The 24,093-nt window shown below is 72.5% G+C and carries 24 protein-coding genes; 13 read left to right on the forward strand and 11 right to left on the reverse strand.

The genetic code is table 11. The features are described 5' to 3' along the window. Nucleotides 1-23 precede the first annotated feature (23 nt). Both ACZ4QV_RS27535 and ACZ4QV_RS27540 read left to right on the forward strand, forming a co-directional pair. Nucleotides 24-1,883 (forward strand): bifunctional metallophosphatase/5'-nucleotidase, encoded by a 1,860-nt coding sequence (locus ACZ4QV_RS27535; protein ID WP_467763547.1) that lies wholly within the window; start codon nt 24-26, stop codon nt 1,881-1,883. Nucleotides 1,884-2,105: 222 nt separating this feature from the next. After that, nucleotides 2,106-2,612, forward strand: coding sequence for a DUF3574 domain-containing protein (locus tag ACZ4QV_RS27540; RefSeq protein ID WP_361633907.1), 507 nt, complete (start codon nt 2,106-2,108; stop codon nt 2,610-2,612). 23 nt (nt 2,613-2,635) lie between these two features. Here the strand turns inward: ACZ4QV_RS27540 and ACZ4QV_RS27545 are convergent, their stop codons facing one another. Beyond that, a complete protein-coding gene (locus tag ACZ4QV_RS27545) occupies nt 2,636-2,851 on the reverse strand; it encodes a DUF4287 domain-containing protein (RefSeq protein ID WP_361158879.1) in 216 nt (71 codons plus the stop codon). A 126-nt stretch (nt 2,852-2,977) separates the two neighbouring features. Further along, a complete protein-coding gene (locus tag ACZ4QV_RS27550) occupies nt 2,978-3,832 on the reverse strand; it encodes an SDR family oxidoreductase (RefSeq protein ID WP_361633904.1) in 855 nt (284 codons plus the stop codon). 361 nt (nt 3,833-4,193) lie between these two features. Here ACZ4QV_RS27550 and ACZ4QV_RS27555 point away from each other — a divergent pair, with 361 nt between their 5' ends. Beyond that, nucleotides 4,194-5,516, forward strand: a complete 1,323-nt coding sequence (locus tag ACZ4QV_RS27555; RefSeq protein WP_361158884.1) for an LmeA family phospholipid-binding protein — start codon at nt 4,194-4,196, stop codon at nt 5,514-5,516. Nucleotides 5,517-5,558: 42 nt separating this feature from the next. Here ACZ4QV_RS27555 and ACZ4QV_RS27560 read toward each other — a convergent pair whose 3' ends face one another. The 6 genes from ACZ4QV_RS27560 to ACZ4QV_RS27585 form a co-directional block, all read right to left on the reverse strand. Then, nucleotides 5,559-7,052, reverse strand: a complete 1,494-nt coding sequence (locus ACZ4QV_RS27560) for a sensor histidine kinase (protein ID WP_361158887.1) — start codon at nt 7,050-7,052, stop codon at nt 5,559-5,561. Beyond that, complete coding sequence (locus ACZ4QV_RS27565) at nt 7,049-7,786, reverse strand: response regulator transcription factor (RefSeq protein WP_361158890.1); 738 nt, start codon at nt 7,784-7,786, stop codon at nt 7,049-7,051. The genes ACZ4QV_RS27560 and ACZ4QV_RS27565 overlap by 4 nt, the downstream gene beginning before the upstream one ends. A gap of 170 nt (nt 7,787-7,956) precedes the next feature. Beyond that, entirely contained in the window at nt 7,957-8,256 is a 300-nt protein-coding gene (locus tag ACZ4QV_RS27570) for a hypothetical protein (RefSeq protein ID WP_361158893.1), read from the reverse strand. A 71-nt stretch (nt 8,257-8,327) separates the two neighbouring features. Beyond that, entirely contained in the window at nt 8,328-9,461 is a 1,134-nt protein-coding gene (locus ACZ4QV_RS27575; RefSeq protein WP_361158896.1) for a S1C family serine protease, read from the reverse strand. Nucleotides 9,462-9,549: 88 nt separating this feature from the next. After that, nucleotides 9,550-10,620, reverse strand: a complete 1,071-nt coding sequence (locus ACZ4QV_RS27580; RefSeq protein WP_361158898.1) for a LacI family DNA-binding transcriptional regulator — start codon at nt 10,618-10,620, stop codon at nt 9,550-9,552. Nucleotides 10,621-10,644: 24 nt separating this feature from the next. Next, the gene (locus ACZ4QV_RS27585; RefSeq protein ID WP_361158901.1) at nt 10,645-11,484 is read right to left on the reverse strand and encodes a response regulator transcription factor; all 840 of its coding nucleotides are present in this window, start codon (nt 11,482-11,484) and stop codon (nt 10,645-10,647) included. Nucleotides 11,485-11,776: 292 nt separating this feature from the next. Between ACZ4QV_RS27585 and ACZ4QV_RS27590 the strand changes: the two genes are divergently transcribed. Continuing rightward, the gene (locus ACZ4QV_RS27590) at nt 11,777-12,634 is read left to right on the forward strand and encodes an alpha/beta hydrolase (RefSeq protein ID WP_467763548.1); all 858 of its coding nucleotides are present in this window, start codon (nt 11,777-11,779) and stop codon (nt 12,632-12,634) included. A 108-nt stretch (nt 12,635-12,742) separates the two neighbouring features. Here the strand turns inward: ACZ4QV_RS27590 and ACZ4QV_RS27595 are convergent, their stop codons facing one another. Together ACZ4QV_RS27595 and ACZ4QV_RS27600 are read right to left on the reverse strand one after the other, a co-directional pair. Beyond that, nucleotides 12,743-14,644, reverse strand: a complete 1,902-nt coding sequence (locus tag ACZ4QV_RS27595; protein WP_361159062.1) for an ABC transporter ATP-binding protein — start codon at nt 14,642-14,644, stop codon at nt 12,743-12,745. 59 nt (nt 14,645-14,703) lie between these two features. After that, nucleotides 14,704-16,437 carry an ABC transporter ATP-binding protein gene (locus ACZ4QV_RS27600; protein ID WP_361158905.1) on the reverse strand — a complete coding sequence of 578 codons (1,734 nt, stop codon included), beginning with the start codon at nt 16,435-16,437 and terminating at the stop codon, nt 14,704-14,706. 210 nt (nt 16,438-16,647) lie between these two features. On the opposite strand from ACZ4QV_RS27600, the gene ACZ4QV_RS27605 reads away from it, so the two are divergent. The 7 genes from ACZ4QV_RS27605 to ACZ4QV_RS27635 all read left to right on the forward strand — a co-directional run bounded on the left by ACZ4QV_RS27605 (nt 16,648) and on the right by ACZ4QV_RS27635 (nt 21,903). Next, nucleotides 16,648-16,893, forward strand: a complete 246-nt coding sequence (locus ACZ4QV_RS27605; protein WP_030021040.1) for a MoaD/ThiS family protein — start codon at nt 16,648-16,650, stop codon at nt 16,891-16,893. A gap of 8 nt (nt 16,894-16,901) precedes the next feature. Beyond that, a complete protein-coding gene (locus ACZ4QV_RS27610) occupies nt 16,902-18,521 on the forward strand; it encodes a hypothetical protein (RefSeq protein WP_467763549.1) in 1,620 nt (539 codons plus the stop codon). Nucleotides 18,522-19,083: 562 nt separating this feature from the next. Continuing rightward, nucleotides 19,084-19,794 carry an LmeA family phospholipid-binding protein gene (locus tag ACZ4QV_RS27615; RefSeq protein WP_361158909.1) on the forward strand — a complete coding sequence of 237 codons (711 nt, stop codon included), beginning with the start codon at nt 19,084-19,086 and terminating at the stop codon, nt 19,792-19,794. A gap of 257 nt (nt 19,795-20,051) precedes the next feature. Beyond that, nucleotides 20,052-20,159, forward strand: coding sequence for a putative leader peptide (locus tag ACZ4QV_RS27620; RefSeq protein ID WP_361158912.1), 108 nt, complete (start codon nt 20,052-20,054; stop codon nt 20,157-20,159). Nucleotides 20,160-20,292: 133 nt separating this feature from the next. Continuing rightward, on the forward strand, nt 20,293-21,138 hold the full coding sequence (locus ACZ4QV_RS27625) for a sulfurtransferase (RefSeq protein WP_361158914.1): 846 nt from the start codon (nt 20,293-20,295) through the stop codon (nt 21,136-21,138). Between the two features lie 50 nt (nt 21,139-21,188). Continuing rightward, nucleotides 21,189-21,479 (forward strand): DUF1416 domain-containing protein, encoded by a 291-nt coding sequence (locus ACZ4QV_RS27630; RefSeq protein WP_361158917.1) that lies wholly within the window; start codon nt 21,189-21,191, stop codon nt 21,477-21,479. A 112-nt stretch (nt 21,480-21,591) separates the two neighbouring features. After that, the gene (locus ACZ4QV_RS27635) at nt 21,592-21,903 is read left to right on the forward strand and encodes a DUF3099 domain-containing protein (RefSeq protein ID WP_361158919.1); all 312 of its coding nucleotides are present in this window, start codon (nt 21,592-21,594) and stop codon (nt 21,901-21,903) included. 81 nt (nt 21,904-21,984) lie between these two features. Here ACZ4QV_RS27635 and ACZ4QV_RS27640 read toward each other — a convergent pair whose 3' ends face one another. Continuing rightward, a complete protein-coding gene (locus ACZ4QV_RS27640) occupies nt 21,985-22,350 on the reverse strand; it encodes a DsrE family protein (protein ID WP_030021046.1) in 366 nt (121 codons plus the stop codon). Between the two features lie 89 nt (nt 22,351-22,439). On the opposite strand from ACZ4QV_RS27640, the gene ACZ4QV_RS27645 reads away from it, so the two are divergent. After that, complete coding sequence (locus ACZ4QV_RS27645; protein WP_361585261.1) at nt 22,440-23,768, forward strand: hypothetical protein; 1,329 nt, start codon at nt 22,440-22,442, stop codon at nt 23,766-23,768. Further along, on the forward strand, nt 23,765-23,986 hold the full coding sequence (locus ACZ4QV_RS27650; RefSeq protein ID WP_361585264.1) for a hypothetical protein: 222 nt from the start codon (nt 23,765-23,767) through the stop codon (nt 23,984-23,986). The genes ACZ4QV_RS27645 and ACZ4QV_RS27650 overlap by 4 nt, the downstream gene beginning before the upstream one ends. Nucleotides 23,987-24,093: the final 107 nt, after the last annotated feature.

Here is a 24,093-nt window from a genome sequence, read left to right on the forward strand (position 1 = left end):
AGCCCACAAGGGAGACCCTCCTCATGTCACCGAGACCGCAGCGGCGGCGCACGACGCGCAGACTGACGGTAGGAGCGGCGGTGCTCGCCGCCGCCGTCGGCATCACGGCCGCGGCACCGGCCGGCGCCGAACCCGCCGCCACCGCCACCGCCGCCCACGCCCGCCACACCGGACACGGGCACGGCCACGGCGGGGGCCACGCCTCCCGCACCGTCGACGTGCAGCTCCTCTCCTTCAACGATTTCCACGGCAACCTGGAGCCCCCGCAGGGCTCCGCCGGCACCGTCGAGGAGCAGCAGGCCGACGGCAGCCGGAAGAAGATCGAGGCGGGCGGTGTCGAGTACCTGGCCACCGCGCTCCGTACGGCGCGCAAGGGCCACCCGTACTCGGTCACCGCCGCGGCCGGCGACATGGTGGGCGCCAGCCCGCTGCTCTCCGGTCTGTTCCACGACGAGCCGACCATCGAGGCCATGAACAAGCTGGGCCTGGACGTCACCTCCGTCGGCAACCACGAGTTCGACGAGGGCCGCGCCGAGCTGACCCGCCTCCAGAAGGGTGGCTGCCACCCCACCGAGGGCTGCTACGAGAAGGGCAAGCGCTTCCGGGGCGCCGACTTCCCCTACCTCGCCGCGAACGTCACCGACGAGAAGACCGGCCGCCCGATCCTCAAGCCGTACACCGTCTGGAAGCACAAGGGCGTCAAGATCGGCTTCATCGGTGTCACGCTGGAGGGCACGCCCGACGTGGTCAGCGCCAACGGCGTCAAGGGCCTGAAGTTCCACGACGAGGCCGAGACCATCGACCGGTACGCCAAGGAGCTGGACCGGCAGGGCGTGAAGTCGATCGTCGCGCTGATCCACGAGGGCGGCCTGCCCGCCTCCACCGCGTACGACTACGACTGCGACAGCCCCGGGCCGGGCGCCGGCATCTCGGGGCCGATCGCGGAGATCGCCAAGAAGGTCACGCCGAAGGTGGACGCGCTGGTCACCGGCCACACCCACCAGGCGTACGCGTGCACGGTCCCGGACCCGTCCGGGATGCCGCGCACCGTCACCTCGGCGGCCTCGTTCGGCAAGCTGTACACGGACACGACGCTGACGTACGACCGCCGTACCAAGGACATCGTCCGTACGTCGGTGAAGTCGGCCGCCGCGCGCAACCACGTCGTGCACCGCGCCCAGCCCAAGGCCGCGGACATGACCGCGCTCATCCAGCGCTGGAACAAGCTCGCCGCGCCGGTGGCGGACAAGCCGGTCGGCCACGTCACCGCGGACATCCCCGGCCGCGGCGCGGCGACCCCGGAGTCGCCGCTCGGCGACCTGATCTCCGACGCGCAACTGGAGGCCACCCGGGCCGCGGACAAGGGCGGTGCGCAGCTCGCCCTGATGAACCCCGGCGGAATCCGCTCGGACCTGGCCTACAAGGCGTCCGCGAGCGAGGGGGACGGCGTCGTCACGTACGGCGAGGCGTTCACCGTGCAGCCCTTCACCAACCTGACCGACGTCGTCACCCTCACCGGCGCGCAACTGCTGACCGCGCTCCAGCAGCAGGTCGGCGGAGCGAACGAGGCGTCACCGAAGATCCTCCAGGTGTCCGAGGGGCTGACCTACACCCTGGACCTGACCAGGTCCGGCGCCGACCGGGTGGTCAAGGACTCGGTGCGGCTGAACGGCGACCCGATCGACCCCGCGAAGACCTACCGCGTCGCCATGAACGAGTTCCTGGCCGGCGGCGGTGACGGCTTCACCGTCCTCAAGGAGGGCAAGGACAAGTACGTCGGCCCGTCCGACCTGGACGCCCTGACCGCGTACCTCACCGCGCACTCCTCGGCCGACGCGCCGCTCGCGCCGCCGAAGGCGGACCGGATCAGGGTCGTGAAGTAACGGACGTCGGCGGGTTCACGTACGGCCCGGCGGGGCGCTGAGGCGCTACCGCCGGGCCGTACGTCATCCGTCCGCCCCGTCCGTCACCCCACCCGCGAAGCCACCCCACAGCCGCCCGCCCCCACGGGATGTCCAGAACGGACAGCGCGCCGGCACCGGCACCTGGCTACCCTCGGCGATCGCGCATCTCTCCCCGGCCCCCACCGCTCGAAGGGCACGCCCATGCCGACGGACTCCCGCCCCCGCACGTCCCCCGCCCGCCCCCGCCTGCGTCTGGCCGCCCTCGTGCTGAGCGCCGCGCTCCTGGGCGCCGGAGCCCCCACCGCGTACGCGGCGCTGGCCGAGGAGGACCGGCCCGCGCGCACGGCCGCCGCAGCGCCCCAGAAGTCCGTGGAGGGCCGCCCGTACATCGAGACCAGCCTCCTGTTCGGCACCGCCCGCCCCGACGGGGGCCCGCCGGTCACCGACAAGGAGTTCCACGCCTTCGTCGACCAGTTCGTCACACCGCGCTTCCCCGACGGCCTCACCGTCCAGGACGGGTACGGCCAGTACCGCGACGCGCACGGCACGATCGAGCGCGAGCGCTCGTACGAACTGATCCTCCTCTACCCCACCTCCCAGTCCGGCCCCAGCAACCCCAAGATCGAGCAGATCCGCACCGCTTACATGAAGCGCTTCGGCCAGGAGTCGGTCGCCCGCATCGACGACCGCACGCGGGTCGGCTTCTGACGGGACGCCGCCCCGCCCGGCCCTTACTCCCCCTTGGCTTCCACCAGGGTGTGCGCGACCAGCGCGTCGGCATGCCCGTGCCCCATCCCGTGCTCGCCCTTGAGCCAGCCGACCAGCTCCATGTGCTTGCTCAGCGGCGACGCACGCAGGAGCTCCTTCCACTCGGCTATCGGCCGCCCGTACTTCTTCTCGATCGACGGGAAGTAACTGGCCGGTCCCTTAACAGCGTTGTCAGTCATGACCGCAGTCTGACAGCCACCACTGACAACTCCTGTGGCCTGCGCGGGAAGGAAGGCAAGCCGCTCGCGTTCCGGCTTGCCCCCCGGGCCCGGTTTCGGGTGCGGACGACCGGACCGCCGCGCGGATCAGCGGAAGTCGGCCGCGTGGTCCCGGGCCCACTGTTCGAAGGTCCGGGCCGGGCGGCCGGTGACCTGCTGAACGGTGTCGGTGATCGGCGGGGTGGTGCCGACGGTGGTGGCGAAGAGGCCGAAGAGTTCGAGCAGGGCTTCCTTGGGCAGGACCGGTGTCGCGCGCTCCTCGGCCACCTGTTCGGCGGAGACCACCTCCAGCCGGGTGGGGCGGCCGAGGACGCGGCCGATGTCGGCGACCTGTTCCGCCCTGGTGCGGGCCTCCGGGCCGGTGACCACGTACGCCTGGCCGGTGTGGGCGCCCGTACGGTCCAGGAGGGCCACCGCGGCGACGGCGGCGAGGTCGTCCTCGTGCACGGGCGAGGTCACGGCGTCCGGCAGCGGGTCGCGCACCACGCCGCTGTCCCGGATCTCCTCGGCCCACATCAGCGCGTTGGTGGCGTACGCGCCGCCGCGCACGAAGGTCCATTCCAGGCCGGAGGCCCGGACCGCGCGCTCGGCGACGCTGTGCATACGCGAGACGAAGTTGTCGTCGTCCTCCGGGCCGTCGGTGACGGCTATCGAGGAGTTGAGGACGATGCGGCGCACGCCGGCCCGCACCGCCGCCTCGACGATCGCGGGGCCCGCGTCGCCGCCGCCCGCGGCCAGGTTGAGGAAGAGCGCGTCGGCGCCGCGCAGGGCCGGGTCGAGCGCGGCCGGGTCGGTGAGGTCCGCCCGTACCGTCTCGGCGCCGGACGGCAGCCCGGCCCGCTCGGGATCGCGGGTCAGGGCCCGTACGGAGGCGCCCTCCGCGAGGAGTCGGCCGACCAGACTCCGGCCGATGTTGCCGGTGGCCCCGGTTACTACGATCATCGCTGCGCCCTTTCAGGAGGCGTGGTACGAGTGCTGGCGTACGCGTACTGACACAGGAGTGCCGACACTGGTCAACGCCTGGCCACGGCGGGAATTCCCGGGCGCCGGCACCGGCGGGTTCCGGCCAAGCGGACGGGACAAGCCCGCGTATACCTCACTTACCGCCAGTAGGACTTGCGTTCGAGGGCCGTCACCGTGGTGGGATGTCCTGATGCGCATCCCCACACGCATACCCTCACCCTCCTCGAACCCCTCCCCCACACCGGACCCATCGGAACCACGGACACCAGCGCAGACGGCAGCGGCGGACCGGCGGTCCCCCACCGCGGCCACGCGTGACGAACAGGGCAGCACGGGCGATATGGGCAGTACGGCCGGTACAGCCGGTACCGGTGATACCGGCGGCACCGGCGACACCGCGCGGTTCGAGAAGATCAATCCGTATGCGGACCTCGCCGCCCTGGCCGACCCCGAGCCGGAGCCCGGCGCGGACGGGACGACGGGCGTCGCGCCGCTCACCCGGCGCACCTACCTCAACGAGCGCGACGACAGCGACGATCCGCTGGGCCTGGGCCTGCGCTCCGACGAGGACGACCCGCACGCCTGGACGCCGCCGAACCACCGCCGCCGCAAGCGCGGGATCAGGCGGTTCGCGGCGGTGTCGAAGACGGTGAAACTCCTGATCGCGCTCCTGGTGTGTGGGGCGTTCCTGGCGCTCTCGGACCGGTTCGCCGTGCTGTACGCGCAGAACAAGGCCGAGGAGCAGCTGAAGAACTCCCTGCACCTGAACGCCAACCCGGAAGTCGACATCAAGGGCTTCCCCTTCCTGACGCAGGTGCTCGGCAAGCGGCTCGACCGGGTGGACGTCACCGTGCCGGACCTGGCGGCCGACCGGGTGTCGCTGGCCAAGGTCGAGGCGAGCGCGCGGGACGTACGGCTCGACGGCGACCTGCCCGCCTCCCTCACCGGCGCGACGGTCGGCTCCGTGCAGGGCACCGTACTGCTGTCGTTCGACGACATGAACCGGGAACTGGGCGCCTCACAGGTCCGGTTCAGCGAACTCGGCCCCAACTCCGTACGGGCCGTGGGACAGCTCCCCATCGCCGGGCACGAGCTGCGCGTACGGGCGGAGGCGCACATCCGGCAGGCCGGGGACCGCGGGATCTCCACCGACATCGGCAAGATGCGCCTGGACATCGCCGACGTGGCCGTCTACCGGCCCGGCACCGGCAAGGAGGAGGGGCTGCGGCTGACCCGCAAGGCCGCGGCCGAGGTGAGCCGGCAGGCCGCCAAGGTGAAGTCGCTGCTGGCGGTGCCGGCCATCGCGGAGCGCCTGGGCATCCCGCAGCAGGCCATCGACGACGCGCTGCGCAACGAGAAGAAGCTGCACGAGCTGACCGGCGCGCCGCGCTTCATCGAGCAGCTCATGCAGGTCAACCTCGTCGATGTCGTGGTCGACCACCCGTGGCTGCTCCAGAAGGTCGGCATCGACCCGAAGATCCTGGGCGCGCTGTCCGGGCTGACCAAGCCGCAACTGGCGGACCGGCTGTCGCTGTCCTTCCGGCTGCCCGACACGCCGGGTGACGTGCGGCTGCGTGACATCTCCGTGGAGAAGGACGGCATCCGGGTGCGGATCACCGGCTCCGGGCTGCCGATCGGCAGCGCGGCGAAGGGCAAGAAGTAGCCGGTGGCCACGGGGCGGGGGCCCGCGGCCACCGGCCACCGGCTACGGCAGCTCCGGCGGCGGGGCAGCCGCCCCCGGCAGGCTCAGCACCGCCTCCGTGCCGCCGCCCGCCGGCGCCCGCAGCTCGACGCTGCCGCCCGCCTGGTAGGCCGTACGGGCCACGATCGACAGGCCGAGGCCGCTGCCCGGCAGGCTGCGGGCGGACGGCGAGCGCCAGAAGCGTTCAAACACGTGCGGCAGTTCCTCTTCCGGGATGCCGGGGCCGTGGTCGCGTACCCGCAGCTCGCCCTTGTGCAGCGCGACCTCGACGGCGCCGTCCGCCGCGCTGAACTTGACCGCGTTGTCCAGCAGGTTGACCACCGCGCGCTCCAGGGCCGCCGGTTCGCCCCGTACGTACCAGGGGTCCAGCTCGGCGGTGATGTCCAGGGAGGGGCCGCGCAGCCGGGCGCGGCGCAGGGCCGAGTCCACGACGTCGTGCAGCGCGACCACCGGTACGGAGGCCGCGCCGCCCGGCCGGGCTTCCGGTGTGCGGGAGAGTTCCTGGAGGTCGCCGATGAGTGCGGCCAGCTCCCCCATCTGCGCCTTCACCGAGGTCAGCAGCGCCTGTTTGTCCTCGGCGGGCAACTGCCGGCCGGACTGTTCACTGCGTACCAGCAGGTCGATGTTGGTGCGCAGCGAGGTCAGCGGCGTCCGCAGTTCGTGCCCGGCGTCCGCGATCAACTGCTGCTGGAGGTCCCGGGAGGAGGCCAGCGCGGCGGTCATGGAGTTGAAGGAGCGCGAGAGGCGGGCGATCTCGTCCTCGCCCTCGGCGGGGATGCGGATCGTCAAGTCCTCCGTACGGGCGACGTGTTCGACGGCTTCGGTGAGCCGGTCCACGGGTTTGAGTCCGGCCCGGGCCACCCACAGGCCCGCGGTGGCGGCGCCGAGGACACCGACGCCGGTGACGATCAGCAGGATCAGGGCGAGCTGGTTGAGGGGGTCGGTGACCGGGTCCATGGGGGTCGCGACGGAGATCGCGACCTGCGGGCCGAACCGGTCGGTCAGCGGGCCTCCGTAGGAGCGGGTGAGGACCCGCATCTCCTTGCCCTCGTCGGTCCGGGTGGTGTGGAACGACTGCTTGGACAGACCCCTGGCCACGTCCACGTCCGCCTTCTGCGCGGGGATGGCGGTCTTCGACCACGACGTGCAGACGTTGCCGTCGGGGGTCACGATCTGGATCGTGTAGTCGGTCGGCACCCCCAGCCAGACGTTGCCGGGCAGCGAACCGGTGCACTTGTCGCCCAGTGCCTGCACGATGCTGGCCGACACGGTCTGGTTGGCCAGCGTCTCGTCCAACTGCTCGGTCAGCCGGTCCCGGGTCACCAGCCAGCAGGCGGCCGCCGAGGCGGCCACGGCCAGCGCGACGGCGACCGCGGTGAGCAGGGCCAGCCGGGAGCGGAGCGGCAGCAGCCGGTAGCGGTGCACGACGCGCTCCTTCAGGCGCCGCCACGCACCGCCGCTCGGGGCGGTACCGCCCTGGGCGGGCACGTGGCTCATTCGGCGCCGCCCTCGGAGCGCAGCACGTACCCGACGCCGCGCACCGTGTGCACCAGCCGCGGTTCGCCGCCCGCCTCCGTCTTGCGGCGCAGGTACATCACGTACACGTCGAGGGAGTTGGAGGTCGGTTCGAAGTCGAAGCCCCAGACGGCCTTGAGGATCTGCTCCCGGGTGAGCACCTGGCGCGGGTGCGCGAGGAACATCTCCAGCAGGGTGAACTCGGTACGGGTCAGCTCGACCTGCCGCCCCCCGCGGGTCACCTCCCGCGTCGCCAGGTCCATCCGCAGGTCGGCGAAGGTCAGCGCCTCCCCCTCGGCGGGCTGCGCGCCGGCTGCCGCCGCGTACGAGGTGCGGCGCAGCAGCGCGCGGATACGGGCCAGGAGTTCGTCCAGTTCGAAGGGTTTGACGAGGTAGTCGTCGGCGCCCGCGTCGAGCCCGGTGACCCGGTCGCCCACCGTGTCGCGGGCGGTCAGCATCAGGATCGGTACGGTCACGCCGCTCGCCCGCAGCCGCCGGGCGGCGGTCAGCCCGTCCATCCGGGGCATCAGCACGTCCAGCACGATGAGTTCGGGGTCGTAGGAGGCGACCTTCTCGACCGCGTCGAGTCCGTCGACGGCCTGCTCGGTCCCGTAGCCCTCGAAGGCGAGGGAGCGCTGCAGCGCCTCCCGGACGGCGGGCTCGTCGTCGACGATCAGGATGCGGGCGGGCTGGTCACCGTGCTCGGCGGGACTCATCGCTGTGACTACCTCGGGTGTGGGTGTGGGCGGCTGACCGGGGGTTCCGCGGTCCAGCATGTCAGCCTCGCACGCCGGCGGCCGGGGTACGTCGCTCGGCACGGTCTCGTCGGTGGTCCGCACGGCGCCCGGTGCGCGGGGGTCGGCGCCGGGGTGGGCGGGCGCGCCGGTCATCTCCGGGCGGCGGCCCGGGGCGGCCGGGCCGTACCCGCCGCGCTGCCCCGCTTGGGGCGCGGCCGCGCGACCGCCGCGACCTCGGTGGGACGCCCGGCGCGGGCCGGCCGCACCCGGGCGTCGGCCTCGGCCAGGTCGAGGGCCAGGTCCAGGTCGGCGGGGCCGGTACGGGCGTCCGCGCCGTGGTCGACGGTCAGCACGCCCGCGCTGTGCCGCTTCGCGCCCGCGCTCCAGGCGATGACGGCGGCGACGGCACGGCGGGCGCGGTGGACCGGGACGGTGATCTTGCTGGCCATGGGGGTCCTCTCGTGCGTGAGGTTCGGGGCGGGGGAAGGAGAGGGAAGGGGAGAGGAGGGGGGCCGCCGTCTCAGCTCTTGTTGCTGCCGCCCGCCCGCAGGTTGTCGAGGTCCGCCTTGACGGTGTTGATCGGGATGGCGAAGCCGAGGCCGACGCTCCCCGCCGAGCTGCTGCCCTGCGCGGAACTGGGCGAGTACATGGCCGAGTTGATGCCGATGACCTGGCCCTTCATGTCGATCAACGCGCCGCCGGAGTTGCCGGGGTTGAGCGCCGCGTCGGTCTGGATGGCCTTGTACGTGGTCTTCGACTGCCCGGTGTCGCCGTTGTACTGCTCGCCGCCGAACTCGAACGGCCAGCCCGGCCCGCCCCGCTGCGGCTGCCGCTCCTGGCCGTCGTCCTTGGGGACCGTCACATCGCGCTTGAGGGCGGAGACGATGCCGCTGGTGACCGAGCCGGTGAGCCCTTCGGGGGAGCCGATGGCCACGACCTCGTCGCCGACCGCCAGGTTGTCGGAGTTGCCGAGCGAGGCGGTGGTGAGGTTCTTGGCGCCCTTGACCTTGATCAGGGCCAGGTCCTTGTCCGGGTCGGTACCCACCACGTCGGCCTGCTTCTTGGTGCCGTCGCTGAAGGTGACCTCGACCGAGGAGGCGCCGGCCACCACGTGGTTGTTGGTGATGATCTCGCCGTCCGGGGTGATGACCACGCCGGAGCCGGTGGACTCGCCGCTCGCCGTCCGCGCCTTGATCTCGACTATCGCGGGGGTGACGGCCTTGGCCACCGCGGAGACGCTGCCGCTGCTCTTGGCGGAGCCCGCGTTGACGGCCGGGGTGGTGGTGTTGGTCTGCGGCCGGTCCGTGGCGCTGCCGATCAGGGCGGCGCTGCCGCCGCCGATCAGACCGGAGGCGAGCGCCACGGCGGCGATCAGGGCGACGGGGCGGCGGGCCCGGCGGCGCGGCGCGGGGGCGCCGGTGCTGTCGGGGCCGTCCGGTCCACCCGGACCGCCCGAGCCGCCGAAACCGGCGGTGCCGCCGGGGGTGCCGGGGCCCTCGGGGGTGCCGGCCGCCGGCTGCGGCGCGGCGTACGGCGGGTGGGGCGGCGGAGGCGGGTAACCCGTCCCGCTCGTCCCGCCCTGCGCCTGCGGCCCGTGGGCGTAACCCTGGTGCTGAGGAGTCTCGTCGCCACTGCGGCGGTAGGTTTCGGTCATGTACCCGACTGTGCGAGCCGACCATGAGAACCGTCTGAGAACGCCCTGAGAGGCCCGACAGAAGTAGGTATGCCCGGTGTAAGGAAGATCAGCCGCGGGCGGCGCGCTCGGCGGCCGGCACCGCGCCGGCGGCGGCCGGGCCGCAGCCGCACGACCCCCGGACCACCAGTCTGGCCGGGAACAGCCGCAGCCGCTCGCGCCGCGATCCGACCACCCGCAGGCCGTCGTCCAGCACCAGGTCGACCGCCGCCCGCGCCATCGCCTCCCGGTCGGAGGCGACCGTGGTCAGCGGCGGGTCGGTCAGCGCGGCTTCCTTGACGTCGTCGAATCCGGCCACCGCCAGTTCGCCCGGTACGTCGATGCGCAGCTCGCGGGCGGCCCGCAGGACGCCGATCGCCTGGTCGTCGGTGGCGCACATGATGGCCGGCGGCCGGTCCGGACCGGCCAGCAGGTCCAGGGCGACCCGGTAGGCGTCGTAACGGTTGTACGGCGCCTGGAAATAACGCCCTTCGAGCGACTTTCCGGACTCCTCCATCGCCCGGCGCCAGCCCTCCAGGTGATCGGTCACCGGGTCGCCGGACTTCGGGGTCTGCTCCGTGCCGCCGAGGAAGGCGACGTACGGATGACCGTGCTCCAGCAGGTGCCGGGTCGCCAGTTGCGCGCCGCCGACGTCGTCCGTCATCACGGCCACGTCGTCGATGGCGTCGGGCCGCCGGTGCAGCAGCACCACCCGGGCGTCCCAGGCGTCGATCTCGGCCGCCGCGTGCTCACTGGGCCCCTGGCTGATCAGGATCAGCCCGGCCACCCGCATCCCCAAAAAGGCGCGCAAATAGTGCACTTCGCGCTCGTCGAGATAGTCGGCGTTGCCGACCAGGACCATCTTTCCGCGCTCGGCGGCAGCCTGCTCGACGGCGTGTGCCATCTCCGCGAAGAACGGCTGCCGGGTGTCCGGCACGATCAGTCCTATGAGGTCCGTACGCCGGGACGCCATCGCCTGGGCGACCCGGTCCGGGCGGTACCCCAGCTCCTTGATCGCGACGAGCACCCGCTCGCGCGTGGCCGGGGCGACCGGCCTCGGTCCGTTGTTGATGACGTAACTCACCACGGCGGTCGAGGTACCCGCCAGTTTTGCCACATCATCCCGCGTCACCTTGGCCACGCGCGGCAGTCTACGCGGGTGGCCTCAACTCTTGGCAGGCCGAGCCACGGCGGCTTCCCTCCCGGCGCCGGCGCGCGAGGGCGCGGAACGGCGCACGCCCGCGCCCGCGCCGTCCTGCGGACCGTCGCCGTTCACCGCGGCCCGGCCGCCGCGCCGCCCCTGCGGCTCCTTGTCCTCCGCCGCGCGCTCGGGCTTCTCCGGCGTGACGAAGCGGTAGCCGACGTTGCGTACGGTGCCGATCAGCGACTCGTGCTCGGGCCCCAGCTTCGCCCGCAGCCGACGGACGTGCACGTCCACGGTGCGGGTGCCGCCGAAGTAGTCGTAGCCCCAGACCTCTTGGAGCAACTGGGCGCGGGTGAAGACCCGGCCCGGGTGCTGCGCCAGGTACTTGAGCAGCTCGAACTCCTTGAAGGTCAGGTCCAGGACCCGGCCCTTGAGCTTGGCGCTGTAGGTCGCCTCGTCCACCGACAGATCGCCGTTGCGGATCTCCATCGGGCTGTCGTCGACGGTGATCTGCTGGCGCCCCATGGCCAGCCGCAGCCGGGCCTCGACCTCGGCCGGGCCCGCGGTGTCGAGCAGCACGTCGTCGATGCCCCAGTCCGCGGTGACGGCGGCCAGACCGCCCTCGGTCACCACCAGCACGAGGGGGCAGCCGGGGCCGGTGGACCGCAGCAGTTGGCACAGCGACCGTACGTGCGGCAGGTCGCGCCGCCCGTCGATCAGTATGACGTCGGCCCCGGGGGTGTCCACCAGGGCCGGTCCCTCGGCGGGGGCGACCCGCACGCTGTGCAGCAGCAGGCCGAGCGCGGGGAGCACCTCCGTCGAGGGCTGGAGGGCGTTGGTCAGCAGTAGCAGCGAGCTCATCGCCGATCACCCGCCCGGGTCCCGGCCGGCCGTTTACTGCCCTTGGTGTCCTGCACGCTTCGCTCGCCCATTGCGTCTGGTTCCTCCTCGGTCCCTGCGAACGGGGCCCCTCCCATGCCCGCTCCTGGCCATGGGGGCGTATGCGGCACTGCTTCGTACGGGTGGCTCCCGAGCCCCGTTCAGGGCCCTGTGGAGCGCCGGTGCGCTCATCCGCGCGTGAACGCGGGTGAAAGCACAAAAGGACCCGGGGGCAACGCTGCCCGGATCCTTCTTGCCCAGCAGAATAGCCCACATGACTTCCGGACCCGAGGCGGATTTTGCGCGATCTTGTGTTCCGTCGATCACTTCGAGTGGCCGGCGCACGTCGTTGTTGACGGCGGACGGGGTCCGGATCGACGCCGCTCACCTGCCGTCGCACGCCCCCTCGGGCACCCCTGCGGACGGTCTGGCCGTCGTCCTCGCGCACGGCTTCACCGGGGCGCTGGAGCGGCCCGCGCTGCGCCGGGCAGCCGCGGTCTTCGCCCAGCGTGCGGGCGTGATCACGTTCTCCTTCCGGGGCCACGGGCGGTCCGGCGGGCGCTCCACGGTCGGCGACCGCGAGGTGCTGGACCTGGCCGCGGCGGTCGGCTGGGCGCGCGCCCTGGGCTACCGCCGGGTCGCGACCGTGGGCTTCTCGATGGGCGGCTCGGTCGTGCTGCGGCACGCCGCGCTCTACGGAGGGGCGCGCGAGGGGCGCACGGATGCGCATACCGACACGGTGGTGTCGGTGAGCGCTCCCGCGCGGTGGTTCTACCGCGGTACGGCTTCGATGCGCAGGCTGCACTGGGTGGTGACGCGGCCCACGGGGCGCCTGGTGTCCCGCCTGGGGCTGCGCACCCGTGTCCACCCGGAGGACTGGGACCCCGTGCCGCTCTCCCCCGTGGCGGCCGTCCCGCGGATCACGCCCACCCCGCTGCTCGTCGTGCACGGCGACCGGGACCCGTACTTCCCGCTGGACCACCCCCGGATGCTCGCCGCGGCCGCCGACCCGGCGACCAGCACGCTGTGGCTGGAGCGCGGCTTCGGCCACGCGGAGAACGCGGCGCCCCGGGAACTCCTCGAACGGATCGCGGCATGGACGGCCGAACGGGTGGCGGAACAGGCGACGTGACCACGGCGGCGGCCCGTACCGGGAGAGGTACGGGCCGCCGCCGGGTGCTACGGGCCGTCGACAGGACCGTCGCGCACGGACCGACGGCCGGGCTTCAGCCGCGGGCGGTCACTCCGCCTCCGCCAGCGGCTCCGCGAACTGCGCCGCGTACAGCTTCGCGTAGGCGCCGTCCGCCGCCAGCAGGGCGTCGTGCGTGCCCTGCTCCACGATCGCGCCGGACTCCATGACCAGGATCAGGTCCGCGTCACGGATGGTGGACAGCCGGTGCGCGATCACAAAGCTGGTGCGGCCGGTGCGCAACCGCGCCATGGCGTGCTGGATGAGCACCTCGGTGCGGGTGTCGACCGAGCTGGTGGCCTCGTCCAGGACCAGGATCGCCGGCTCGGCGAGGAACGCCCGGGCGATGGTGATGAGCTGCTTCTCGCCCACCGAGACGTTGCCGCCCTCGTCGTCGATGACGGTGTCGTACCCGTCGGGCAGGGTCCGCACGAAGCGGTCCACGTGGGTGGCCTTGGCCGCCTCGATGATCTTGTCCATCGAGGTGCCCTCGGGAGCGCCGTAGGCGATGTTCTCGGCGATGGTGCCGCCGAAGAGCCAGGTGTCCTGGAGGACCATGCCGATGTGGGAGCGCAGCCCCTCCCGGGTCATCGCCTGGATGTCCACGCCGTCCAGGGTGATCCGGCCGCCGCGCACCTCGTAGAACCGCATCAGCAGGTTGACCAGCGTGGTCTTGCCGGCGCCGGTCGGGCCGACGATCGCCACCGTCTGGCCCGGGTGGACGGCGAGCGACAGGGCGTCGATGAGCGGCTTGTCGTCCTCGTAGCGGAACGAGACGTCCTCGAAGACGACATGGCCGCTGACGTGCCCGGGGCGCTGCGGCCGGGCGGCGTCCGGCTCCTGCTCCTCGGCGTCCAGCAGCTCGAAGACCCGCTCCGCCGAGGCGACGCCGGACTGCACCATGTTGGCCATGGAGGCGACCTGGGTGAGCGGCTGGCTGAACTGCCGGGAGTACTGGATGAACGCCTGCACGTCGCCGATGGACAGCGCGCCGGACGCGACGCGCAGACCGCCGACCACCGCCACCAGGACGTAGTTCAGGTTGCCGATGAACATCATCGCGGGCTGGATGATCCCGGAGATGAACTGGGCCTTGAAGCCCGCCTCGTACAGCGCCTCGTTCTGCCGGCGGAACAGCTCGGCGGACTCCTTCTGGCGGCCGAAGACCTTCACCAGGGAGTGGCCGGTGTACATCTCCTCGATGTGCGCGTTGAGCTTGCCGGTGGTCTTCCACTGCTGCACGAACTGGGGCTGCGCCCGCTTGCCGACCTTGGTCGCGACGAGGATGGAGACCGGCACCGTGACCAGCGCGACCAGGGCCAGCAGCGGCGAGATCCAGAACATCATCGCCAGCACACCGACGATGGTCAGCAGCGAGGCGACGATCTGGCTCAGGGTCTGCTGGAGCGTCTGCGCGATGTTGTCGATGTCGTTGGTGGCGCGGGAGAGGACCTCGCCGCGCGGCTGCTTGTCGAAGTAGCGCAGCGGCAGCCGCGCCAGCTTCTCCTCCACCTGCTCGCGCATCCGGAAGACGGTCCGCTGCACGACACGGGTGGCGATCCGGGCCTGCACGAAGCCGAAGAACGAGGCGCCGAGGTAGATCAGGAAGACCCACAGCAGGACCACGCCGACCGCGCCGAAATCGATGCCCACGCCGGGCACGACCGGCATCGTGCCGAGCATGTCGGCCAGCCCGTTCTCGCCCTGCGCCCGCAGGTGCGCGACGGCCTCGGCCCGGCTGATGCCGCCGGGCAACTGCCGCCCGACGACGCCCGCCATGATCAGGTCGGTGGCGTGGCCGAGGACCTTGGGGGCGACCACGTTCAGTGCGACGCTGAGCAGCCCCAGCGCCAGCGCCACCCAGATGACCGCCCGCTCGGGCTTCATCTGCCGCAGCAGCCGCAGGCTGGAGCCCTTGAAGTCCATGACGTTCTCGGTGGGCTGGCCGCCCATCATGCGCGCGGGCCCGGCGGCCGGCGCGGGGCCGCGCTGCTGCGGGGCCTTCTGGCTGCTCACGCCGCCTCCTGCTCGGTGAGCTGGGACAGGACGATCTCCCGGTAGGTCTCGTTGTCCGCCATCAGCTCGGTGTGCGTGCCGGTGCCGACCACCCGGCCCTCGTCCAGGACGACGATGCGGTCGGCGCCGCGGATCGTGGAGACGCGCTGGGCGACGATGACGACGGTGGCCCGGCCGGTCTCCCGGGCCAGCGCGGCCCGCAGCGCGGCGTCCGTGGCGTAGTCCAGGGCCGAGAAGGAGTCGTCGAAGAGGTAGATCTCCGGCTTGCGCACCAGCGCCCGCGCGATGGCCAGGCGCTGCCGCTGCCCGCCGGAGACGTTGCCGCCGCCCTGGGCGATCGGCGCGTCCAGGCCGTCCTCCATGCGTTCGACGAAGTCCCGGGCCTGCGCGATCTCCAGCGCGTGCCACAGTTCCTCGTCGGTGGCGTCCGGGTTGCCGTAGCGCAGGTTCGTGGCGACGGTCCCGGAGAAGAGGTACGGCTTCTGGGGCACGAGGCCGATGGCGGTGGCCAGCGTCTCGGGGGCGAGGGTGCGGACGTCCACGCCGTCCACCAGGACCGCGCCGCCCGTCGCGTCGAACAGCCGCGGCACCAGCCCCAGGAGGGTGGATTTGCCGCTGCCGGTCGAGCCGATGACGGCGGTGGTCTCGCCGGGGCGGGCGACGAGCGAGACGTCCTTGAGGACCGGCTCCTCGGCACCCGGGAAGCGGAACTCGACGTTCCGGAGTTCCAGTTCACCGTGCCGGCGCAGCTCGGTGACCGGCTGCTCCGGCGGGGTGACGCTGGTGTCGGTGGCCAGCACCTCCTGGATGCGCTCGGCGCAGACCTCGGCGCGCGGCAGCATCATCACCATGAACGTCGCCATCATGATCGACATGAGGATGTACATCAGGTAGCTGAGGAAGGCGGTCAGCGCGCCGATCTGCATGCCGCCGCTGTCGATGCGGTGTCCGCCGAACCACACGACGGCCACGCTCGACACATTCACCACCAGCATGACCAGCGGGAACATCAGCGACATCAGCCGGCCGGCGCGCAGCGACACGTCGTACAGGTCGTGGTTGGCGCCCGCGAAACGCTCGCGCTCGTACCCGTCCCGGACGAAGGCCCGGATGACCCGTATCCCGGTGATCTGCTCGCGCAGCACCCGGTTGACGGTGTCGATACGGTCCTGCACCCCGCGGAACAGCGGGCGCATCCGCCGGGTGACCAGCGAGACGAGGATCGCCAGGACCGGGACGATGACCAGGATCAGACCGGACAGCGGTACGTCCTGGTTGAGCGCCATCACCACGCCGCCGACGCACATGATGGGCGCCGCCACCATCATCGTGAACGTCATCAGGACCAGCATCTGGACCTGCTGCACGTCGTTGGTGGTGCGGGTGATCAGGGACGGCGCGCCGAACCTGCCCACCTCGCGGGAGGAGAAGGACTGCACCCGGTCGAAGACCGCGGCCCGGATGTCACGGCCCAGTGCCATGGCTGTGCGGGCACCGAAGTAGACGGCGCAGACCGAGCAGGCGATCTGCAGCAGGGTCACGGCGACCATGACGCCGCCGAGGCCCAGGATGTAACCCATGTCCCCCTTGACGACACCGTTGTCGATGATGTCGGCGTTCAGGGTGGGCAGGTAGAGGGTGGCCAGCGTCTGGACGAGCTGGAGCAGCACGATCAGGGATATGGGGCGCATGTGGGGCCGCAGATGCGCCCGCGCCAATCGGACCAACACTGTTCGAGCCTATGCGAGCCCTTGCCCGCGGCAATCGAATTTCCCTGTACCACTTGAACGAAGCAGGAGGTTTTGCCAGAACTTGTCCGGACAGCCGCCGAAGTTGCCCGGAACGGCACCCGCCGCGGCGTACGCCATCATGGAGGCCCCTGACGACGCACGACGAACGACGATGAAGATGAAGAGGCCGCCGTGACAACAACTGGCACCGTGCGCTACTGGGCCGCGGCGAAGGCCGCCGCCGGCACCGCCGAGGAGCCGTACGCGGCGGCGACACTCGCCGAGGCACTGGCCGCGGCACGCGAGCGGCACGCCGCGAACCCCGAGTTCGCCCGCGTCCTGCTGCGCTGCTCGTTCCTGGTGGACGGCGACCCGGTCGGCGGCCGCGACCACGCGGCCGTCCGGCTGGCCGAGGGCGGCACCGTCGAGGTCCTGCCGCCGTTCGCGGGAGGATGAGCGAGACCATGAGCGAGAACCAGCCGCAGAATCCCTACGGGTCCTACGACCCGTACCAGCCGCAGGACCAGCGGCAGCAGCCGCAGCAGCCCGCGCACCCGCAGCAGCCCGCGGCCGATTCGCAGGCGCCGTACGACGCGCACGGTTCCTACGGGTCCGGCGACGCGTACGGGACACCGGCGCCGCAGTCGTACGGCAGTCACGGCGGCACGTACGGCCAGGCGCCGCAGCAGGGCTACGGGCAGCAGCCGTACGAGCACCAGGCATACGGAACCCCGGCGTACGGCCAGCAGCAGCCCCCGCAGCAACACCCCCAGCAGACCTACGACGCGTACGGGCGGCCGCAGCAGACCGCCTGGCCAGCGGCGGCCGGACAGCAGCAGCAGACCGGCCAGTACGGGCAGCAGAGCCAAGCCGGTCAGTCCGGCCAGTACGGGCAGCAGAACCAGTACGGGCAGCAGGGACAGACCGGCCGGTCCGGCCAGTACGCCACCGGGCCGGACGGCCGTCCCGCCCAGGGACAGCACGCGTCCGGGGCCGGCTCGTACGGCTCCTCCTCGCACGGCTCCTCCCCGTACGGATCCGACGCGTACGCCACGGGCGGCGGCCAGGACGATCCGCAGACCCAGATCTGGACGGCACCGACCTGGGACACCGGCGTCCAGTTGCCCGTCGTGGGCGGCCCGGACCCGGCGAACCCCGGCTCGTCCGCACCGGACCGGTCCGCCGAAGAGACCGCGTACCTGCCGAAGCAGACCCCGGAACCGGCCGCCGCCCGCGCCCCGCAGCCGCAGTCCCGGGCCCAGTCCCGGCACCGGGCCGCGCCGGAACCCGAGCGGTCCGCGGCCGAGCCCGCGCCCGACCTGTCGCGGCTCGCGCCCAACCAGCGCGCCCGTGCCGAAGGCCGCTCGCCGATCATCCCGCCCGGCCTGCGGCCCGCCGCCCTCACCGCCGTCCTGGCCCTGCTCCTCGCCTTCGCCGCGCCGCTGCCCCGAGTGGCCCTGATGGTGCCGGTAGTGCTCCTCCAGGCCGTCACCGCAGCGGGCTGGTTCCGCCTCAACGGCATGTGGCCCGCCCGGCAGGGCATCGCCCTCGCCTTCCTGGCGGGTGTGACCACCGACGTCGCGCTGCTGGCCACCGAACGTGACCAGGCGCCCGTGGTCGCCATCGGCACCCTCGGCGTCTGGTGCCTGTTCGTCCTCGTCCTCCAACTGCGCAACCGCAGCAGCGCGGACGAGCGGATGTACGCGCTGACCGCCGGCCTCACCTCCAGCGCCCTGGTGGTCCTGGCCGCCGGGCAGCTCGCCGCCACGGCGCACGCCGTGACGGTGGGCTGTGTCGCGGTCGCGGTGACCGCCCTCGCCCGCGCGCTGCCGCTGCCGTCGGCCGCCTCACTGGTCGTCGCCCTGCTCGGCGGCGCCGGCGCGGGCATCGCGGCCGGCCAGCTCACCGGTCTGGGCGCGTCCGGCGCTCTGCTGGGCCTGGTGGCCGGCGGCTGTGCCCTGATCGGCCTCCGGGTGGCCAGCTACGACTACCCGTCCCGCTTCGTGCACATGACGGCGGGCGTCGCCCTGCCGTTGACCCTGGCGGCCCCGGCGATCTACGTGCTGGGGCGGGCGCTGGCCTGAGCGCCGGCTGTCATGGGCGGGCCCGGTGACGATCCCGGGCCCGCCTCCGGCCGTTCGTCGGCCGTTCGTCGGCCGTTCGTCGGCCGTTCGTCGGCCGTTCGTCGGGCTGGCTTCGGGCTGACATCGGGCTGGCGTGCGTCGGGCTGGCGTCGGCTGCGCGCCCTACTGGGCGATCGCACACGTTCCCCCACCGGGGGCCTACCCAGGCGTAGCCGCGCCGAAGCCCCGAAGCTCACGCGGCGTGACACCGCGAGACACCCCGGAACACCACGGGACACCGCGGAACACCCCAGGACACCGCGGAACACCCCAGGACACCGCGGAGCACCCCAGGACACCGCGGAGCACCCCAGGACACCGCGGGACACCACGGGACACCGCGGAACACCGCGGAACACCGCGGAACACCACGGGACACCGCGAGACGCCCCGGGACACCCCGGTCACCGGCCGGAAAAGGCACCTCCCCCATTCGTCCGGTTAGGCTCGCACGCAGCAGACCGGGGGCCTGACCCGGAAAAACCGGGCCGATTTCGGCCCCACGCCTGGGGGTAGTGGTTCGATGCGCGCACTGCGAGTGCTGTTGGTGATCGTCGTGATACTCGGCGGCCTGTTCGTGGCCGCCGACCGGATCGCCGTGAACTTCGCCGAGGACAAGGCCGCTGACAAGATCCGCAGCAGCCAGGGCCTGGACCGTACGCCGGAGGTGTCCATCACCGGCTTCCCGTTCCTGACCCAGGTCGCGGGCCGCAGCCTGGACCGGGTGGACGCCAGGATCGACGGCCTGAACGCCACCGCCGAGGGCCACACCCTGCGCATCCAGGAGCTGTCGGCGCAGTTCCACGACGTGAAGCTGACCAGCGACTACACCTCGATCGAGCGCGCCGCGAGCGCCACCGGCGAGGCCCGGATCTCGTACGCGGACCTGACCACCGCCTCGGGCAGGAACATCAAGGTGAGCTACGGCGGCGAGAAGAACGGCAAGAGCCAGGTGAAGATCTCCCCGAACCTGCCGAACCTGCCGATGCTGAACTCGCTGGAGGTCACCGGCACGGTGAGCACCGTGAACGGCGACACCGTCCGGCTGCGTGCCGACACCCTCCCGGCCCTCTGCTCCCAGCTCTCCGCCTGCCGTGACCAGGTCCGCGCACAGACCGACCACGAGTGGAAGCTGAACCGGCTGCCCGGCGGCCTGAAGCTGGACAAGGTGGTCGCGACGCGGGAGGGCCTCTCGATCTCGGCCAGCGGCAAGGACGTCAAGCTGCCCGGCTGATCCGCCCGGCACACCGCCCGGCCGGGGCTCCCCCCACCCCCGGCCGCCGGAAACAGGTCGAATCGCCACCCATCGCCCGGCCGTCCGCACACTGAGACACCTCGTCCCGCACGCCAGACCCCGACCGGCGCGCGGGCCGCGGCGGTACGGTCCGCACGCCCCTCGCACCACCCCTCCGTACCACCATACGGACCGGCACGTCTCAGCATCCGACACGCCGGTGACACGTCCCGCCGCCCCTCCCTACGATCGGTCGCATGCAGAGCTCTCTGAGCGGTTCCCGTTCGCGGGGACAGGCGATCCTCACGAAGCGGCGGGCAGTCGACCTGTGCCGCGTCGCCGCCATGCTCTGTCGCACTGCCTGACGGGCGGTCTCTTCCCCCGTCTCCGCCCGGCCCGCTGAGGCCACACCTGCCACTTCCCCACGCAGCGCCGCGTCCCTCGCCGCAGCGCGCACCGGCGTACGCGTGCCCCGTAACTGCCCCGGAGGAGAACAACATGAGCCGTAGCGACGTCCTGGTGGACGCCGACTGGGTCGAGGCCCACATCGACGACCCGAAGGTGGTCATCGTCGAGGTCGACGAGGACACCTCGGCCTACGACAAGAACCACATCAAGAACGCCGTCCGCATCGACTGGCAGAAGGACCTCCAGGACCCGGTGCGCCGCGACTTCGTCGACCAGGCGGGCTTCGAGAAGCTGCTCTCCGGGAAGGGCATCGCCAACGACGACACCGTCGTCCTCTACGGCGGCAACAACAACTGGTTCGCCTCGTACGCCTACTGGTACTTCAAGCTCTACGGCCACGACAGCGTCAAGCTGCTCGACGGCGGCCGCAAGAAGTGGGAGCTGGACTCCCGCGACCTGGTCGACGGCTCGCAGGTGCCGAACCGCCCGCAGACCGACTACAAGGCGAAGGCCCAGGACACCTCCATCCGCGCCTTCCGTGACGACGTCGTCGCCGCGATCGGCAACCTGAACCTGGTCGACGTGCGCTCCCCCGACGAGTTCAGCGGCAAGCTGCTCGCCCCTGCGCACCTCCCGCAGGAGCAGTCGCAGCGCCCCGGCCACGTGCCGAGCGCCCGCAACATCCCGTGGTCGAAGAACGCCAACGACGACGGCACCTTCAAGTCGGACGACGAGCTCAAGGCGCTCTACGAGACCGAGAACGTGGACCTGGCGAAGGACACCATCGCCTACTGCCGCATCGGCGAGCGCTCGGCGCTCACCTGGTTCGTGCTGCACGAGCTGCTCGGCCAGTCCAACGTCAAGAACTACGACGGCTCCTGGACCGAGTACGGCTCGCTGGTCGGCGTGCCGATCGAGCTCGGCGCCGCGAAGTAGGCGCACCGCCTTCCCGTTCCCCTCACCCCACCTCACCAAGGACGACTCATATGTGTGGAGCAAAGGCCGGCGGCCCGGACGCTTCGACCGCCAAGCCGGGCGAGACCACGATCCAGGGCAGCGTGACCCGCGACGGCCAGCCCGTCACCGGCTACGTGCGCCTGCTGGACAGCACCGGCGAGTTCACCGCCGAGGTCCCCACCTCGGCGACCGGGCAGTTCCGCTTCTACGCGGCCGAGGGCACCTGGACGCTGCGCGCCCTGGTCCCGGGCGCGACCGCGAAGGACCGTACCGTCGTCGCGCAGCACGGTGGCCTCGCGGAGGTCGCGATCGCCGTCTGACACGGTACGAGTACGTACGGCCGACGGGCCGCACCCCAGGGGGTTGGACGCCTTGGCCGGGGTGCGGCCCGCCGCGCTTCCCAGCCACCCCGGCCGGATCTACGGTGGAACCATGTCCGCGCACCAGCGTCCGCCCGCGCAGCGCCGGCACCGCCGGTACTTCGCCCTGATGGGCGTCTGTCTTGCCCTCTTCGTCCTGGCGTGGGGCGTGGTACGGCTGTGGTCCGTGCCGGCGGCCGTGGCGATGTGTGTGGTCGCCATGGTCATCCCGCCGTTCGCGGCGATCGTCGGCAACCGGCGGGAGCCGGGTGAGCGCTGGTGGGACGAGTCGGGCGACCCGGAGTCGGACCGGTGGTGGCGTGAGATCGACGACCACGGGCCCGGGCCGGGCTCCGGGTCCGGCTCCGGCTCGGGCCGCCGCTGAGCCACGTCCCGGGCCGTCGGCCGGGCGGCGCCCCGGGCAGCCGCCGGGCCGCCGCCCGGACCGCCCCGGGCCGCCGCGCCCTCAGTAGACGAGCGCCTGCACCCCGTCCGGCATGACCTCGCTCACGAAGACCTGCGCCCCGGCGATCCGGGCGCCCTCGATGAGGTCCTTCTCCTCGATGTCCCGGCGGGCCGCGCACTGCGTGCACACGGTGATCGTGCCGCCGCCCGCCACGATCGAGTCGATCAGATCCGGCAGCGGCGCCGCGTGCGGCAGCTCGAACTCCGCCGCGCGCCCCGGCAGCGCGAACCACGCCGACTCCCCGGTCAGCCACAGCGAGACGTGCACCCCGCTGGCCACGGCCACCGCCGCCACCGTGAACGCCTGCGAGCACCGCTCGGGGGCGTCCGCCCCCGCCGTCACCTTGATCACCAGCTTCTTCGCCATACGGCCACTTTAGAACGCTTGCCAACGCAACCATTCGGCCCCGCAGTTGGTCAGTTGTCCGACCAGCACACGATCTTTCTGGGGGCCACGTGCAGCCCGACCGTCCTGACCAGCCACCCCGCCCGGGGTTATGGCGCCGCCTGGCGCACCGTGCGGGCGGTACGCGCCCGCTGATCGCCCTGGGCGCCGCGCTCGGTGTCGTCGGGGGCGTGGCCACGGGCTACGCCGTCCAGTACGGACGGCCGCCGACACCGTTGCCGCCGTTGGCCGCGGGCGTGGCGGCCCAGTCGGCGCAGGCGACCGGGGAAGCGGCGCCACGGCCTGCGGCTGCGCCGTGGTCCGACGGTGATCTGGACGTGCTGCTCGCCCCACGTCCGGCCGGGGCGCGGCCACAGGTCTTCGGCCGTCACCGGCTACGGCTGGACGAGTTCGCCGCGGACTACACCGGGCCCGGCGAACACTTCAAGGCGCTGGTCACGAGCGGCTTCCAACGGGTCGCGCACGACATCTGGGGCCTCGGCGGCCTCACCGTCCGGACCGATCTCGTCCAGTTCCGCGACATGTGGGACGCGAGCGCTGCGCGGTATGTGCGGGAGGGGCGGGAGAACAGTTCGACGCGGCACGCGCACGAGGTGAAACTGACCGGGACCGCCTCCGGCGCGCTGCACGTGGAGGCAGAGGCGCGGGAGTTCCCGGGCAGCGCGCCCCTGTACACCGCCCGCGCGCTGGCCCGGCGCGGCACGGTCGTCATGGACATGACCTTCCAGGACACGAAGCCCCTCGACGAGGCCGCCCTGCGCCCCCTGGCCCAGCGACAGCTCGACAATCTCATGAAGGCCCCGGCCCAAGCCCCGCCCCGCACCATGGGCGATCCGCAGGCCACCGGCGCGGGAGCCACCGCGCTCCGCGCCGAGCTGCTGCCCGCCCCGGGAGGGCCCGCGTACGGGCCCGATCCGGGCTCCTTCCGCAACGACAGCACGGTCGGCGCCGAGCAGTCCGAGCTGCTGGCACGGCAGCTGTCCGCCTGGCTGCCCGACGGGCGGCGGGACGCCTTCTTCTCCGCGCTGCGGCGCCGGGGCGTCGTCGAGTCGGCCGTACGCACGTACCGGGCGCCCGGCCAGATCCTGGAGGTGCAGCTCCTGCGCCTGAAGCCGGGCGCCGCCGGCGGCCTCCCCGCCGCCCTCGTGGGCGACGGAGTCCGTACCGGGCCGCGTGCGGCGGACCACCCCGACGCGCGCTGCGTCCTGCCCGCGGAGTCCGGCCCGGAAGGCATGGCAGCGATGCTGTGCGCCGGGGAAGTGCGAGACCGCCTGGTCGTCCTGACCGCCTACGGGCCCGAAGGGCTGGACACCTCGCGCGGGGCCCGGCACCTGTCCCAGCAGCTCCGACGGTCCGGCACGCACGGAGGCACCGCATGACCGACAGCAGCTCACTGACCGTGGACGGCCCCGCCGGCCCGGCGGACCCCGGCACACCGCCTGCCGCCGGCCGCCCGCGCCGCCTCCGCCGGTCCCTCCCACGCGTCGCGGCGGCCCTCGTGGTCTGCGGCCTCCTCGGCACCGGCATCGCCTACGGGATCACCGCGGCGGACCGTACCGACCTGCCCGGTCTGGGCACGCCGGGCGACGGCCGCTGACCGTACCCGGAACAGCACCGGCCACCGCTCCCCCACGGCGCGCCCGCCCCCTTCGCGAAGACGCCCGGCGCCACCGCCGGCGGTCCCTCCGGCGTCCACCACGCCGA

The sequence above is a fragment of the Streptomyces sp. NPDC026394 genome (genome assembly GCF_055567735.1).